12 protein-coding genes and 2 pseudogenes are annotated in these 14,104 nt (G+C 58.2%); 7 read left to right on the forward strand and 7 right to left on the reverse strand.

The window, feature by feature from the left end:
* Window positions 1–91: 91 nt before the first annotated feature.
* Window positions 92–304 (reverse strand): SHOCT domain-containing protein, encoded by a 213-nt coding sequence (locus tag BDK61_RS18900; RefSeq protein WP_049938632.1) that lies wholly within the window; start codon window positions 302–304, stop codon window positions 92–94.
* 220 nt (window positions 305–524) lie between these two features.
* Entirely contained in the window at window positions 525–959 is a 435-nt protein-coding gene (locus BDK61_RS18905; RefSeq protein WP_121304121.1) for a pyridoxamine 5'-phosphate oxidase family protein, read from the reverse strand.
* A gap of 102 nt (window positions 960–1,061) precedes the next feature.
* Here BDK61_RS18905 and BDK61_RS23595 point away from each other — a divergent pair, with 102 nt between their 5' ends.
* The gene (locus BDK61_RS23595) at window positions 1,062–1,238 is read left to right on the forward strand and encodes a hypothetical protein (protein WP_167467400.1); all 177 of its coding nucleotides are present in this window, start codon (window positions 1,062–1,064) and stop codon (window positions 1,236–1,238) included.
* Here BDK61_RS23595 and BDK61_RS18910 read toward each other — a convergent pair.
* A complete protein-coding gene (locus BDK61_RS18910; protein WP_121302325.1) occupies window positions 1,235–2,509 on the reverse strand; it encodes an IS4-like element ISHma1 family transposase in 1,275 nt (424 codons plus the stop codon). The genes BDK61_RS23595 and BDK61_RS18910 overlap by 4 nt on opposite strands.
* A gap of 112 nt (window positions 2,510–2,621) precedes the next feature.
* On the opposite strand from BDK61_RS18910, the gene BDK61_RS18915 reads away from it, so the two are divergent.
* Window positions 2,622–4,310, forward strand: a complete 1,689-nt coding sequence (locus tag BDK61_RS18915; RefSeq protein WP_244209901.1) for an AMP-binding protein — start codon at window positions 2,622–2,624, stop codon at window positions 4,308–4,310.
* Between the two features lie 68 nt (window positions 4,311–4,378).
* Here the strand turns inward: BDK61_RS18915 and BDK61_RS18920 are convergent, their stop codons facing one another.
* Window positions 4,379–4,852 (reverse strand): hypothetical protein, encoded by a 474-nt coding sequence (locus BDK61_RS18920; protein WP_004965445.1) that lies wholly within the window; start codon window positions 4,850–4,852, stop codon window positions 4,379–4,381.
* A gap of 106 nt (window positions 4,853–4,958) precedes the next feature.
* On the opposite strand from BDK61_RS18920, the gene BDK61_RS18925 reads away from it, so the two are divergent.
* On the forward strand, window positions 4,959–5,729 hold the full coding sequence (locus BDK61_RS18925; RefSeq protein WP_121304123.1) for a hypothetical protein: 771 nt from the start codon (window positions 4,959–4,961) through the stop codon (window positions 5,727–5,729).
* Between the two features lie 209 nt (window positions 5,730–5,938).
* Here the strand turns inward: BDK61_RS18925 and BDK61_RS18930 are convergent, their stop codons facing one another.
* The 3 genes from BDK61_RS18930 to BDK61_RS18940 all read right to left on the reverse strand — a co-directional run bounded on the left by BDK61_RS18930 (window position 5,939) and on the right by BDK61_RS18940 (window position 9,407).
* A complete protein-coding gene (locus BDK61_RS18930) occupies window positions 5,939–6,787 on the reverse strand; it encodes a hypothetical protein (protein WP_121304125.1) in 849 nt (282 codons plus the stop codon).
* 87 nt (window positions 6,788–6,874) lie between these two features.
* Window positions 6,875–7,801, reverse strand: coding sequence for a hypothetical protein (locus tag BDK61_RS18935; RefSeq protein WP_007190613.1), 927 nt, complete (start codon window positions 7,799–7,801; stop codon window positions 6,875–6,877).
* A gap of 307 nt (window positions 7,802–8,108) precedes the next feature.
* Window positions 8,109–9,407 (reverse strand): amidohydrolase family protein, encoded by a 1,299-nt coding sequence (locus tag BDK61_RS18940; protein ID WP_121304127.1) that lies wholly within the window; start codon window positions 9,405–9,407, stop codon window positions 8,109–8,111.
* A 142-nt stretch (window positions 9,408–9,549) separates the two neighbouring features.
* Here BDK61_RS18940 and BDK61_RS18945 point away from each other — a divergent pair, with 142 nt between their 5' ends.
* The 4 genes and pseudogenes from BDK61_RS18945 to BDK61_RS18960 all read left to right on the forward strand — a co-directional run.
* The gene (locus tag BDK61_RS18945; protein WP_121304129.1) at window positions 9,550–10,893 is read left to right on the forward strand and encodes a dihydroorotase; all 1,344 of its coding nucleotides are present in this window, start codon (window positions 9,550–9,552) and stop codon (window positions 10,891–10,893) included.
* Between the two features lie 158 nt (window positions 10,894–11,051).
* Window positions 11,052–11,855: pseudogene (locus BDK61_RS18950) on the forward strand (threonine synthase); the annotation flags it as partial.
* 70 nt (window positions 11,856–11,925) lie between these two features.
* On the forward strand, window positions 11,926–13,260 hold the full coding sequence (locus tag BDK61_RS18955) for an IS4 family transposase (protein WP_244209796.1): 1,335 nt from the start codon (window positions 11,926–11,928) through the stop codon (window positions 13,258–13,260).
* 198 nt (window positions 13,261–13,458) lie between these two features.
* Window positions 13,459–13,935, forward strand: a pseudogene (locus BDK61_RS18960) (threonine synthase); the annotation flags it as partial.
* Between the last annotated feature and the right edge of the window lie 169 nt (window positions 13,936–14,104).

The following is a 14,104-nucleotide window of genomic DNA, read 5'->3' on the forward strand; positions in this document are numbered from 1 at the left end:
GTGGGCGCAAGCAGGGTGACACAGTTTACGCTGCTACGGGTGACGCTCCTTCCGCCAACTAACAGCGGCTGAAAACTGCCAGTGTCGTGGCCTATGACTCGTGCTGGAGCAAGCGGTCAGCCCGCGTTTCAAGTTCGCTCTCGTCAATCTCACCGGATGCGTACTGCTGTTTAAGCGTTTCCAGTGAATCCGGCTCAACCGTCGCCTCGCGCTGTAGCTGCACGTACAGCAGGCCCCCTATCGCCACAACAGCGATGATGAACGCTGCGAGCAGCAGCCACCAACCGACCGGAGTCGTACCCATACCCATTCCCCCACCGTGGGGCCCCATCGGTCCGTGCTGGAGTAGCGCAGTTGTTGGCGGTAGCATCTAGAACACCTCTGTTTGTAGATACGGGCCTCACAACATAATTACGTGCGCTGGTTCCCGAGAAGTGAGAACACAAGCCGCGACGCGGAGCAGCGAATACAGCGCTCCAGAGGAGTTCGATACCCGCTGCTGTTAGTGGATTGCAACACCGGTTTCACCCGACTCGGAATTCACGTCCATACCAGTCGTCGATTCGAAGTTCGTACGGCGTCGTCGTCGATGTGTCGTCCCAGCTGACTGGGTTCGGGGCGAACTGTGTGTTGCTGGCCAGCGAGGCAAGGGCCGGTTCTACCTCGCCGTACGTCGTCTCTACCAGCTCACCCGTGACCACGACGCTTCGCCAGACCGATTTGGGCTCGGTTTCCTCGTACACCATGAACCCGACGGAGGCGTCCGCGGTCAGATACCGGTGTTTCTGGCTATCGTCGCTCTCTGACAGGTGAAACGCAAGACTATCCGTCGCCGGGTCGTACCCGAACGCGACCGGGAACGGATACGGGGCCGCCCCCGTCGGGCCGGACAGCGCCAGCACGCCGATTCCGTTGTCAGTGAGGACATCAACGACCGCTTCGTCACGTAATTCTCGCATCCCGGATGCAACGTTATCTGGCAACTACTTGGAGAGCAGACCGCATTTTCATTCGGTGAGAACGTGAGAGTTGCTTTTCAAATAATGGGTAACAGAACAGGTATGGGCACAGATTCGACAGGGGAGTTCGCCGAGTGGGATGACGAACGGTACAGCACGAATATCGAGCGGTTCGATGAACAGCACAAGCGCCTGTTCGGGCTGCTGAACGACCTCCACACGGCGATGAACGAGGGCCATTCCGAGGAGGAGGTTGGTGACACATTCGTCTTTAGCTAAGACTCACACCTCGGTTGTGTAGCGGTAGCGAGTGTCTCCTGTAAGATCGGCCGTTGCTGATGAATCTTCTGAGCGTCTTCGATTAGCCGCTCCAACAACGGCGGTGGCGAGTAACCGAGGTACTCGCCGAGTTTGTGGAGGATGAGCTGGGCGTGCGACCGGAAGGTCGCCGCCCAGCGTTCCGGCGGAAACACGATCTCATCGTCGGCCTGCTCGGTGACCAGATCCAACAACTCCCGGCTCACCAGCAGTGACAGCAACGCAGCGTATAGTAGAATTTTCACGACATCAGGGTTGTTCGTGTCGAATTCGTCCAGTTCATACTGCGTCTTCAACTCACGGAACAGAGTTTCTACTTCCCATCGACACCGGTACAGCGTCGCTAGATCTGACGGCAGGAACTCCTCTCTCGGCAGATTCGTTATGTAGAGATGGTAGTCGTCGGCGTCCTCGTTGCGGACGCCGACGACGCGGAACCGCTTCGTATCCAGTGACCGCGTTCCCTCGTACTGCCCTCGCTTGAATTCCGCTTCGACCTCTACGTCGATGTACTTCCGCGAGAGGTCATCGACCACATCGTGGATCTGCTTGCCCTCCAAGGGAATGGCGCGGCCGCGCCATTCCCGTAATTCCGCCGTTATCACCGGATTCGCGTTCTGCTTCAGCCGACTCACGAAGTAGCCATCGTTCTCGTCGATCAACGCGAAACGGCGGTACTTGAAGTACGCTCGATCGAACAGAACTAGCCGTCCTTGTAGCCACGAACCTGTGTTGAACAGCGTGCTGTCGTGCGTTTTCTCGTCCGTTACGTCGATCCGTTCAATTGTCTGGTCGGTGGCGTTGTGGAGCAGGTGGAGCTTCGCTCCAGCCTGCTCCTCGTGACGGGCTTGGAACTCATCAGAGAGGAATTCGTGCAACCGCAACACTGTTCCATCAGCGATCATCACGTCCCTGAATCGGTCGATATCAGCGTCAAAAGCGTCTGGAACAGCGACCTCGTCGAGGCCGCGCTCGACGAGGTCGCGGAGATACTCTGCCAGCGTCGGTGTCAACCGGTGATAGAAGCCGCCAGAAGAGATCGGTTCGTCAGCTGTGGCGTTGTAGCAGCGCCTGAACCCAGCGAGTGTTCGGCTCTCGCCTGCGGCGAAGCCGAACACGAGCGCCCACACGAGGACAGGAATCTGAAGCTTGCCTTCTCGCTCGACCACGCCGAGTTCCTCGGCGTGCTCTTCGAGGAACTCAGAGGGAAAAAGCGTAGTGAGCCGACGCATGATTCTCGTTGAGGAGCGAGGGTTGTGCACAGACTTCTCCTCCTCATTCCTCTCGAAAAATAGCCTCGATAAGCCGTCGCTGTCACGCGGTTCTCATCTTAGCTAAAGACGGATGGTTGGTGACATTCTCCGGGAACTTGAACGCTACACGGAGTACCATTTCGGTGACGAGGAAGAGTTCATGCAGAACTGTGGCTACGCCATGGACTGCAGCGACTGTTTCTACAATCACCGTGAGATGCACGAAGAGTTCGCCGACAAGGTGCAAGAACTCCGCGAGAAACACGAAAACGGGGAGTACGTCACGATGGAGGTCCTGACAGTTGCCCGGGACTGGCTCGATGCGCACATCGCCGCCGGCGACGAGGACCAGAACTACGCTGACTACTTCCAGACAGAGGTCAGTGACGACTACGAGTACGAACCCGGGCAGCTCTATCATGACCGGACGGCATCAGAAGACCCCGTCCCAGTTGATCGCCAGAGCGAGGACGCCGGTGTGCGCCTCGACAGCGACATCTACGACGGAGCCTCGCTTTCGGTCCCGGACGGGTCAGTGGCGTCCTGGTTCGAAGACATCGTTTCGGACCACGGGGACCGGACCGCGGCGCTCGTCCGAGATGACGGCGAGTTCGTCGAACGGAGTTTCGAAGAGTTGGCCGAGCGGGCGAAGGCAGTTGCGGGCGGCCTCCTATCGACGGAACTGCGCCCCGGGGACCGACTGGCAATCAGAGCACAGTCCCAATACGAGTGGTCCGTGCTCGACCTGGCCTGTCACTTCGCCGGGCTGGTCCCGGTTGCACTCTACCCGTCCGCGAGCGACGACCGGGCAGCCCAGATTATCGAGCGGACCGGCGCAACCGGACTCGTGGCAGCGGGAGACGTGGCCGACGACCTCGCGATGGCCGTCGAAACCGTGCTCGATTTCGAGGACTTACCGACTGCTGAGGCGAGAGTGCTGCCCGGTCTGCAGACGGACGGTGACGAGGTTGCGACAGTCGCGTTTGACGTGGCTTCCCCCGCAGAGAAGGCCGGCTGTGCGCTGACACATCGAAATCTTCTGGCGGCAGCAGAGAGCCTCCGCGAGGCGCTTCCTACCGGTCCCGGAGCGACCGGGACCTGTTCGCTTCCGCTGGCACACATCTATCAGCGTGTTTCGACATACTACCTCTGGGCGACCGGGAGTGCCGTCGCATACCTCGGGGCCGAGGAGTTTATCGACCAACTCGCGGCTGTTGAGCCGGAGGTGCTCGTCGGTGTCCCAAAGATGTACCAGCAGCTCTACGGGACGATACAGGACCGTCTGGGTGACATGGGCTGGATGAAACGGAAAGTCGGCGGTCGAGTGGCGTCCTACGGGGAGGGTATCGTCGAAGGCCAGGGAACGCCGCTGAAATACAGAGCCGCCAACCGGCTCGTGTACAAGCCGCTGCGGCAAGAAGCGGGGTTATCAAACCTCACCTACGCTCTCTCCGGGACTGGCCGACTCGACGACCATCTGCTGTACTTTTTCCGGGGGCTTGGCGTTCCGGTATGCGAGCTATACGGTTCGGTCGGAACAACCGGTGTCGGCGCACTGAACCCGGCAGAATCCTTCGTCCAGGGGTCGATTGGCGACCCAATGCCGGGCGTTGAAATCGCTGTCTCCGAAAACAGAGAACTATTGATCCGTGGGCCAACCGTCCTCGGTGGGTTCCTCGACGACGGCCAGACTGGCTCACAAACGCTTCGGGACGACTGGTATCACACCGGCGAAGTCGGTGAGGTGGGGCCGGACGGCACGCTGTCGGTCGGCGAGTGAGCGCCGTCAGGCGGGCAGTAAACACCCCGGTTACCGTTCAGCCAAAGAGGATTGCGCTTCAACTCAGGTCAGACGATCCGAGACCCGAGTGCGACGAGTGGCACGAGAACGAGTAGATACGCAGCCGCCGAAATCGCCCAGTCCCGTCGGATATCCGCCATCCGAGCCGACGGCAGTCGGGAACGTGGGAGCACGACAAAGACAAAGAAGCCGACCATCAGCGAATAGAGGACCGCAGCAGCGACGACTGTCGCGAGTATTGACTGGCCACCGAGAAGGCCTTCGCTGGTGAGAAGCATCCAGACGAACAACGGCCCAGTCAACCAGCCAGCGATGTAATGGACGACGTTCGCAAGCCGACCCGGCGCGTCGGCTGGGACACTGTTTGTTAACACACCGGAGGCAATGAACGGCGGTGTTTCGCCTTCCGGCAGTCTGGCCATTACCAGATCCATCACAACCGTCGCGGCGACAGCGGCAACCACCCCGATAACAAACCGAAATGACACCGTAAGCGCCGTAACAAGAGGTACCGACTCCATGTACCACTGAGAGGGCGGGGCTGTATTCTGTCTGACGGTTCAGGCCGACTGTGATACCGATTTGTTGGGTGCGAAAGCCTGTGAGGGCGTACCCCGTAAGGGCTTCATGCGCACACAGGATGCAGGACACCAAGCGGCAGCAGTCGCTGCTATCGCTGACCGCGATTATCGGCGGGCTGGAGATGAATACACGCGGGCTGGGTGGCGTGTTCTCTCGGACCCGCGAGAAGGCATTGAGCCGTTCGGTGCTGACGAGAAGGGCTGGGTCGGTGACGGGCTTCAGTACCTCGCAACAAGCGCGGTCTGTTACCGTGTCGCCGGAAACGACACACGCGCCACCCGTCGTGGCGTCGAGGGCGTCGCCGTGGCCAAGGATTTGACCAACGGGCTCGAGCATCCGGTTCAGCACGCTTGTCTCGATGAGTTCGTCGCGGATTTCCGAACCGTTGCAGGGCTCGACGGTGTCGAGGCGGCGTACCGCGAGGCGGAATCAGCCTACAAAGACGCTGGAAGTGCTATTGACAACCCGCAGGCGTGGGGGACGACGCCGCTGTTCGAGTCCGCTGCAACGCTCATCCAGCAGGTCGCCCGTGGCCCCGCCAACGGCGAAATCGCTCTTCCCTGGGAAGACCTCCATGGCACAGACCCGGGCGACCCCGGCAGGTTCCTCGCACAGCGAGCCGTCGTCAAACGCCAGCGGTTCCCAAGTCTTATTCAGCAGGTCATTAACGACGGCTTCCTTGCGACCCCTCGGGGGACGACGGAGTACGACACCGACCACCACCGCTGCCCACACTGTGGCTCGACAGATGTGAACTGGGTCGCAGAGAGCGTTGTGTGCCTTCGATGTTCCCGTCCAACAGACGAGACCAGCTAATACGCAGTATCTGTTTTCAAAGTAGGGCAAGATATTAGCACTGTGGGACTATATTTCGACAATACGGCTGCAAATATGACTTGTAGAAGGCTATCTTGGCTATTTCTCTCTTGTTTTAATATCACTTCGTCTATCTTAGTCGTGTGTGAGCTTACTCAGACTGTGAAGAACTGAAGTCGAAAGATATCTATGCAGACCAATTGCGCTGGTCACGTTGTCGGTTCAGTCGACTCGGGTAGTGACTCCGAGTCGGTACGGGCTTGGATTAGAAGTCGCCGATTAACAATGTGATCGACAACGGTAGTGCTATCGAGAATTTCCGTCTCACTGTCGTGGGTTTCTGGGTCGCCGGTGTACCGTCGTATCTTGAACGAATCCATTGCGTTTCGGTTCTCTGAGACTGGTTCGATAACTTCGAGGTACTCACCGGTGGTGGTGTTGCGATAGGTTTCGCCCGTGGCAAAGCCGACAACGGGGACATCCGCAGGCCACTGCCATGAGAACTGCCGAAGATACTGGTCGAACTGCCAGACGAGATGTGCCGGGTCAAGATCGTCGTCAAGCGCTCCCACAGCGGCGGAATCGAGTGTCCGGTCCCAGTAGTCCACGACACACTCTTTAAGATCGTCTTGCAGACAGTCCTCAACCAGTTTCTGCTCGATCGGATAACCGATTTCGATGGCAACGATAGCGTGTCGGTCAAGGTGGGTGAGACAGCGCTGGCATTCGATCTCGAACACGGACAGGCCAAGTGGGTTATCCGCAGTCAAGTGCGCCAGTTCGTTTCCGCAATTGGGACACCAGAGAAACAACACCCCGTTGTCTGCACCGGACAGTTCACCGAGCACAGTCAGGTCATCAAACGCAGTGTCAGGTTCATTCGTCCGAGACTCGGATATCGACTCCGGAGCGGCCTCTGCGGCATCATCCGCATATTTGGCCAACTTTCGGTCTTTCAGTAGTGACTTGATAACCGAATCGTGCGAGGAGTGCGACTCCGTGTCACGTATCTTCTCTATCTGTTCTTTTGTCCAATCACGTACGCGGATAGTTGCCATTTGCCACACATTCAAACCAAGCTGCAAAAACAGTTTCCTTTTATAATGATGGTTAACTTTCGCGCACAATCACCACGTAGAGGGCCGTTAATGACTGGCAGCAGAGATACGCCGCTTGATTTCGGCGTTCGAGACACGTATCTGGTTGGCTGCCAGTCGATGAGTGACGAGGTCGAGGAGGTCCAGTTCTGACAGTAGTCTCCGTGCATGTGTCTGGCTCAGATCGAGACGCTGGGTCACCTCGTCCAGAGAGTTGGACTGGGTAACAGTCTGAGCGAGCTGGGCCACGGTCACGTCCTGAGAGATACCGAGTCCATCCGCAACAAGGTTGTCGTCGCTGTCCTGCGAGTCAGCCTCGGCAAGCAGGTCAGCGACAGATCTGGCACCCAGTCCGTCCGGTTCTTCGGGTTGACTGTTGTCGCTCACCCTGTCGTCAGAAGGGTCTGACCCGGCATCGGGACCTGCATCGGTGTCAGTATCGGACTCTGCCTGCACGTCTGCAAGACTGAGTCCGCCTGCCTGTGGCGTCGTGTCCGTCGGGTCGTGGATATCGTACTCCACCATATACCGGCGCACAGTTTCGGAAGTCACGTCGGCATCAAGTGCCTCGGTCATCTCCGGGAACGTATCGCAGGCATCGTATGCTGCTTGGAGTGCCTCAGGGTCCTTGTACGCTGGCACGGAATCCGACTGCGAGAGGGTTTCCGCCAGTTCGTTGGACGTGTCCCCCTGATCGCCTGACGGGACCGGTATGTTGGTTCCAACAGGGACGGTAACCGTCACGTCAATCTCGATCCGTTTATCAATCACATCAAACTCCTCAGCGTCGACGGAGACGTCATCATGTATCGATACGCCACCGAATACCGGCGTCGCGAGCGTCAGGTCGGCACTGATCTCGTCGTTATCCGCGGTTGTCTGGCCCCTGACTGAAACCGATTTGACCTCAGTGTCAGACGAATCTAGGCATTCGAGTACCTGCGTGAACGTCTCAAAGGCGTCACTAACTACCATATGTCATCCACGCTCACAGTCCCACTATTACATACGGGAAGCAGAGAAATTTGCCACAATGGACGAAAGAGACAGATTTGGTCCCTCGACCACGCTACAGTCAAAATACCGTGTGTACAGAATGTGCACATTGACTGCGATAGCGAAATATTGCCTGTCATTTTACACCCTCAGAGTGTAAATAAAATTGCGTTCATAGACTGCACTTTCCAGAATGTATCAGCAGATCATATTTACACCCTTAGGGTGTATATTAGTAGGACCTCCAGTAACAGCGAATTGAAACCATCTCCGTTTGGTGACCGCCCTACAGTCGTTCCCAGAGTTCGGCACTGGCATCGCCGACAGCAGTCATGTCCGAATCATCGACGCCAGTGACGCCTGATTGCTGGTCGTAGACAGACTCTCCGTCGATTATCGTCCGGGTAACGTCCGCACGGCTTGCAGCGCTGACGACGTAGTAGGGTGCACTCCCGTCCAGCACCGGGTTCGGCCCCAGATCCAGCGTGACAAAATCACCGCGTTTGCCGACCTCGATACTGCCGACAGCGTCATCCATCCCCAGCACCGCCGCACTGCCGATTGTCGCCCATTCGAGGGCGGTGGCCATGTCGAAGCCGCTCGGGTTGCGCTGCTTGAGTTTGTGGATACCGACGGCTGAACGCATGGTCTCGAACATATCCGGATCCCACCCGTCGTCACCGAGCCCGATTGTCATTTCGTGGGCTTGCATCGTTTCGACATCGGCGATACCGACGGCGTTGTTGATATTGGAATAGGGGTTGTGAGCAACGTTAACGTCGTTTTCTGCAAGTACTTCGATTTCGGACTCGGTGGAATGGACGCAGTGGGCAGCGATGACCTCAGCATCGAAAAAGCCCATGTCTTCGAGCGCGAACACCGGTCGTTCCCCGTAGTCGGCGATGGATTCGTGAACGTCGACCAGTCCCTCTTCAAGATGGATCTGGATGGGACGGTTGTCATCGGTAGCCCGGTCGACACACTCCGCGACGATGTCTTCGGTGTTGGTAAACAGCGTGTGGAGGCAGTAGTGGCCGGACACGGTGTCGTACTGGTCCTCCGCTTCGTCGATGAACCGCTGATTCTCCGCGATTCCATCTCTGGCCTGGGCTTCGGAGTTTCGGGCTGTCGTCTCGAACGTAATCATCCCGCGGATCGGTGTCTGTGCGACACCCTCTGCGACGGCGTCGAGACCGCCCGGCAGCGTGTTTGGCCCGGAGTAGTTGTCACAGAAGGTGGTGACGCCGCTCTGAAGCATCTCGACAGAGGAACCCAGTGCGGACAGGCGAGCGTCACGTTCGGTAAACGCCTCGTCGACGTTCCACCAGATGTCGACGAGCGCTTCGTAGAAACTCTCAGGTGACGCAGCGAGCGGCGCGCCGCGAATCGGGAGTGCGTACATGTGGGTATGACAGTTCACCAACCCCGGGATGACAACTTCCTCGGTGGCGTCAACAACCTCGTCGCCCGAGGCGTACCCGTCCTCGATAGCGACGATTTCACCGTCCTCAACAACGACATGTACCTCTGACCGGACCGTGCGCTCATCGTCCATCGTGATGAGCGTCCCTGCGTTCAGTATCACAGGTTGGGGGATATCAGCAACTGACTAAAAGCTACTCCGCCCCAGAACAGCCTTAGCAGCCACTCTCTCACAACCACCGTGTGCGACGGATGTGGCGTCTCACACACCAACTGTTTTCGTCATTCGCCCGGGCTGTTCTATCATGACAGACATTCACATTAAAGACGCACAGGTGGTGAGGGCATCGGGTGTCCAGCACGGTGAAATCACGATGTCCGACGGAACGATAGACGCTGCTGGTCCGGCGTCGGCGGTCCCAACCCCCAGTAATCCGGACACCGTCATCGACGCGGACGGCATGGTCGCGCTCCCGGGCGCTACCGACGTGCACACACACATGCACGACGACGAACTGTTTCCTGATGGTATCGATTTCGCGTCCCAGACCGCGAGTGCGGTTGCCGGTGGAGTGACGACAGTCATCGAGCTACCGACGCAGACACCCGTCACGACGCCGGAGGCAATACAGAGGAAAGCGGAGACGTGTTCGACGCTGGCCCACATCGATTTTGGCCTCGTTGCGGGCAATATTCAGGACCCCGATATCGACGTGTCTGGTATCATGAGCGCCGGAGTAGCGGATTTCAAAACGTTTACCGCTGACCCGTATCTGGCGAGTGACGCGTCCATCGCAGCACTCATGCGGCACGTCGGCGATGCTGGCGGAACAGTTCGCGTCCACTGCGAGACGCAGGGACTCCTTGACGACGCGCGGTCGACTATCGTCAGCGATGACCCTGAGGTGTACATGGATTCACGACCGCTCGAAGCCGAACTTGACGCGATCTCTCGGGCGGGCTATTTCGCGGAATACGCCGACTGCCCGCTGCACGTCGTCCACATCTCAAGCGGGAGCGGCGCGCGCGAGGCCAGCCGCTTCAAATCGCGAGCGAACGTCCCAGTCACGCTCGAAACCTGTCCGCAGTATCTGGCCTTCTCGAAGGAGGACGTTGCCGACAAGGGACCGTTCCTGAAGGTCAATCCAAGCCTCAAGTCCGATGCCGAGCGGGAGCGGCTCTGGGATGCGGTTCAGGACGGGACGATCGACCTCATCGGCACGGACCACTTCCCGACGTACCGCGAGACTCGGGATGTCGGCTGGGATGACATCTGGGAGCCATACGCCGGCCTCCCGGGCGTCGAAACAATGGTCGAGTTCCTCGTCAGTGAGGGCGTCCACAAGAGTCGGCTTTCGTGGCCACGGCTCCATGAACTCGTATGCGCGGCTCCGGCCCGAAGTGCTGGCATCTACCCCCGAAAAGGTTCACTGCAGCAGGGCACAGATGCGGACGTGGTTCTCATCCGGGACGGGGAGTACGAAGTTACCGCTGACGACCACACGTTCGTCGGTGGCTGGACGCCATACGAGGGACAGCACTGGAGCGCGCGCGTGGACACAGTCATCGCTGGCGGTGAGATTGTCGCAAAGGACCACAGGGTTCGGTCAACGGCGGGCCGTGGCCAATTCCTGAACCGCCCGTTGTAGCGTTTTGCCGTCCATTGACCTGATAGCCAGTTCACAAATAGATGTGTGGCGTGTGCGGCCAGTGTGTGAAGGTGTGTCAGCCACAACAGAGGGGGATGCCTGACAATCGGGCTGAAGCCACAGTACGGTTTTATACCCAGTTGTACTGAGGAAGTAGTATGGGCATGACGCAAGTCACAACCCTCGAGTGTACACTCTGTGGGGCGGAGTACGACCCGAACCGGATCATCTACACCTGTCCCGAACACGAGGGAGTGAAGGGAATTCTCGAAGTAACGTACGACTACGATGCTATCGATGATGCGTTTGACGGCGACCTCGGCGGGCCAATCGCAAGTCAATGGAAGTACGAGGCGTTTCTGCCAGTCGCAGCGGACGCCGATATCGTGACGCTCAACGAGGGCGGGACGGACCTCTTCGACGCGCCGAATCTCAGCGCTGCGCTGGGCGTCGAGACACTGGTCAAAGACGACGGACGGAACCCGACGGGGTGTTTCAAGGACCGTGCCAGCGCTATCGCTGTCACGAAAGCCAAACACGCCGGGCGCGATATCATCACCTGCGCCTCGACCGGGAACGCCGCCGCGTCACTGTCGGGCTACGCCGCCCGCGGGGGGATGGACTGCCGTATTTTCGTCCCCGGTGACGCCCCGACAGGGAAACTCGCACAGCCGCTCGTCTACGGCGCGGATGTCCTTGCTGTCAACGGCAACTACGACGAAGCCTACGACCTCAGCGTCGAGGTCACCGAGAAGTACGGCTGGTACAACCGCAACGCGGCTATCAATCCGTTCCAGGTCGAGGGCAAGCGCACCGTCGGCCACGAACTCGCAGACCAGTCTATCGCCCGCGGACACGTCCCGGACTGGGTCGTCTTCTCGATGGGCGACGGCTGTACGATTGCCGGGGCCTGGAAGGGGTTCAAGGAGTTCTACGACCTCGGCTACGTCGACGACCATCCGTTCTAGGCTAAGGCTGAGTTAGCAGGAAAACCACCAGATGTTACCGGGATGAGAAACCGGTGGAAAGTGAATGAAACTACCACCGGATGAGGTAATCGAAGAGCGGTTGGTGAATACTTTTCCAAACAGCCGGCTGCGCGAGCTGGCTCGCGCAACCGGACTGGTGCAGCGCGACGGCGGGAAGTTGGAAGCTGACGCTCTGTTCTGGGCGCTTGCGCTCGGATTTCTCTCAGCCGGGCACAGAACAATCGAAGCGTTCCGCCAAACCTACATCGATACCTTTGGTGGCACGATCAGGTACTCATCCTTCTACGAGTGGTTCACGCCTGAACTGTGTACATTCCTTCGAGAGGTCCTCAAGGAGGCCCTTGAGGACCTCGATCACGAGAGCGACCGTCTCCAAGGACGGTTTGAGGAGTTCCGTGAAGTCTTCATCGTGGATATGACAGTCATTACGCTGTTCCAGGAGCTGTTTGATGAGTTCCCTGGCTTTGGTGACGACCACGCTGGAGCGAAGCTCCACGTGGTCGAATCAACCAGTACAGGCCTCCCTACCGAGTTTTCTATCACAGACGCTCGCACGCACGAGTCAACGCAGTTGTCGACTGGACCATGGCTGGAGAACGCACTGCTGCTGTACGATCAGGCGTACTTCGAGTACCGGACGATGGACTTGATCGACACTAACGGCGGCTGGTTCCTGACGCGGTTGAAGCCAAACGCACAACCGAAGATCGTCGACGAACTCAGGGAATGGCGTGGCAACGCCATTTCTCTGGAGGGAGAAAAAGTTCAGGATATTCTGGACGATCTGCATCGTGACGTGATTGATGCCAAGAGCGAGGTCGAGTTCAAGCGACGCGTCTACAACGGCACGCGCAGCCGTGCCGTTGAGACGTTTCGCGTCGTTGGTGTCTGGAACGAGGACCAACAGCAGTACCACCTCTACATCACGAATCTTCCAGCTGACGACTACGCTGCCTCAGATATCGCAAAGCTCTACCAAGCTAGATGGGAAGTAGAGCTTCTCTTCCGTGAACTCAAGACTACATACGCCCTTGACAAGATGGATACAACCAAACCAGAGGTCGTTGAAGCGCTCATTCTGATCAGCCTCATTTCACTCGTTGTGAGCCGGACACTTCGAGAACTGTTCATCGAGATTCTCGAAGACAACTGCAGTGACGACGACATTGAGCCGTCGTCACTGCTGCCACGAGAGCGCTGGGCAAAGGCTGTGAGCCGCCGGAATGATCGGATACTCCGCCGAGTCGCTCGGCGACTCGGCTATGAGACGCCAAGTCTCGTCAAATCGCTGATGAACGACGGATTGAACCCGAACGCTCACCGTACCTTATTGCTTGAGGAGGTACAGTACAACTCGTTTGACGCCAAGCTCGCGTAATCCAGCGAGAACGCTGGATTCGCGTCGCTGGTTAGCTGCGCTACTCGGTCCAGATGGGCAATTCAGTGCTTCTTCCTCCTGAGAGAAGTTCAGGCTGTCACACACGAGCAGATCGAATCTTCAGCGCCAGTTATTCACCGTAGATGTATCACCAGCTCTGGCACAATCTCTGTCAGCCGAATCAAGTTAGACTAGAACGGATGCGTCGACGACCACCCTAAAATGCTGGGGGTTCAGGCTGAAGGGGCGTCGGCGATCCACGACGCCTTCCACAACCACGAGGATATCGACGATATCGCCGAAACGCTGGCCGATTCAATCGCAGTCGGACGGCCGCGGAACACGATTAAGGCTTGCCGCGCGCTGGAACAGAGCGGTGGAACGAGCGTGCTGGTCTCCGATGAAGAGATTCTGAAAGCCGAAACGCTACTTGGCAGCACCGAAGGAATCTACTCCGAGCCGGCGGGAGCAGCGCCTATCGCGGGCGTTCAGACGGCGCTCGACCGGGGAATCATCGAACAGGACGAAACGGTCGTCGTGGTGTCCACCGGCTTCGGCCTGAAGGACACGAAAAGCGCCGAGAAGGCGACCGGCGGGGTGGATCGAATCGACCCCGAAATCGCAGAGGTCGAAGGTCTGTACGGCACGGCCGAAGAAGCCGCAGCCGACGACTGACGACCGGACAGTTGCCCCGACACGGGCCCGCACACTGCCATTTTGCGATCAGTTTCAATACACTTCCGAGTCGATGGAGTTGCAGTTGCAAAGTATAGCAAGTCGCATATCCAACGAGTATCACAAATTAGTGAGACATTCGAATAGGTATCTCGGACAGAGTTAAACA

It is taken from the genome of Haloarcula quadrata, from assembly GCF_003634715.1.
Classification (GTDB): domain Archaea; phylum Halobacteriota; class Halobacteria; order Halobacteriales; family Haloarculaceae; genus Haloarcula; species Haloarcula marismortui.

What these genes read in the sequence shown, in the direction of transcription:
- BDK61_RS18905 (WP_121304121.1), bottom strand. Translation starts at nt 959, where the DNA reads ATGCGAGAATTACGTGACGAAGCGGTCGTTGATGTCCTCACTGACAAC.
- BDK61_RS18915 (WP_244209901.1), top strand. Translation starts at nt 2,622, where the DNA reads ATGGTTGGTGACATTCTCCGGGAACTTGAACGCTACACGGAGTACCAT.
- BDK61_RS23595 (WP_167467400.1), top strand. Translation starts at nt 1,062, where the DNA reads ATGGGCACAGATTCGACAGGGGAGTTCGCCGAGTGGGATGACGAACGG.
- BDK61_RS18925 (WP_121304123.1), top strand. Translation starts at nt 4,959, where the DNA reads ATGCGCACACAGGATGCAGGACACCAAGCGGCAGCAGTCGCTGCTATC.
- BDK61_RS18900 (WP_049938632.1), bottom strand. Translation starts at nt 304, where the DNA reads ATGGGTACGACTCCGGTCGGTTGGTGGCTGCTGCTCGCAGCGTTCATC.
- BDK61_RS18930 (WP_121304125.1), bottom strand. Translation starts at nt 6,787, where the DNA reads ATGGCAACTATCCGCGTACGTGATTGGACAAAAGAACAGATAGAGAAG.
- BDK61_RS18935 (WP_007190613.1), bottom strand. Translation starts at nt 7,801, where the DNA reads ATGGTAGTTAGTGACGCCTTTGAGACGTTCACGCAGGTACTCGAATGC.
- BDK61_RS18910 (WP_121302325.1), bottom strand. Translation starts at nt 2,509, where the DNA reads ATGCGTCGGCTCACTACGCTTTTTCCCTCTGAGTTCCTCGAAGAGCAC.
- BDK61_RS18920 (WP_004965445.1), bottom strand. Translation starts at nt 4,852, where the DNA reads ATGGAGTCGGTACCTCTTGTTACGGCGCTTACGGTGTCATTTCGGTTT.
- BDK61_RS18955 (WP_244209796.1), top strand. Translation starts at nt 11,926, where the DNA reads ATGAAACTACCACCGGATGAGGTAATCGAAGAGCGGTTGGTGAATACT.
- BDK61_RS18945 (WP_121304129.1), top strand. Translation starts at nt 9,550, where the DNA reads ATGACAGACATTCACATTAAAGACGCACAGGTGGTGAGGGCATCGGGT.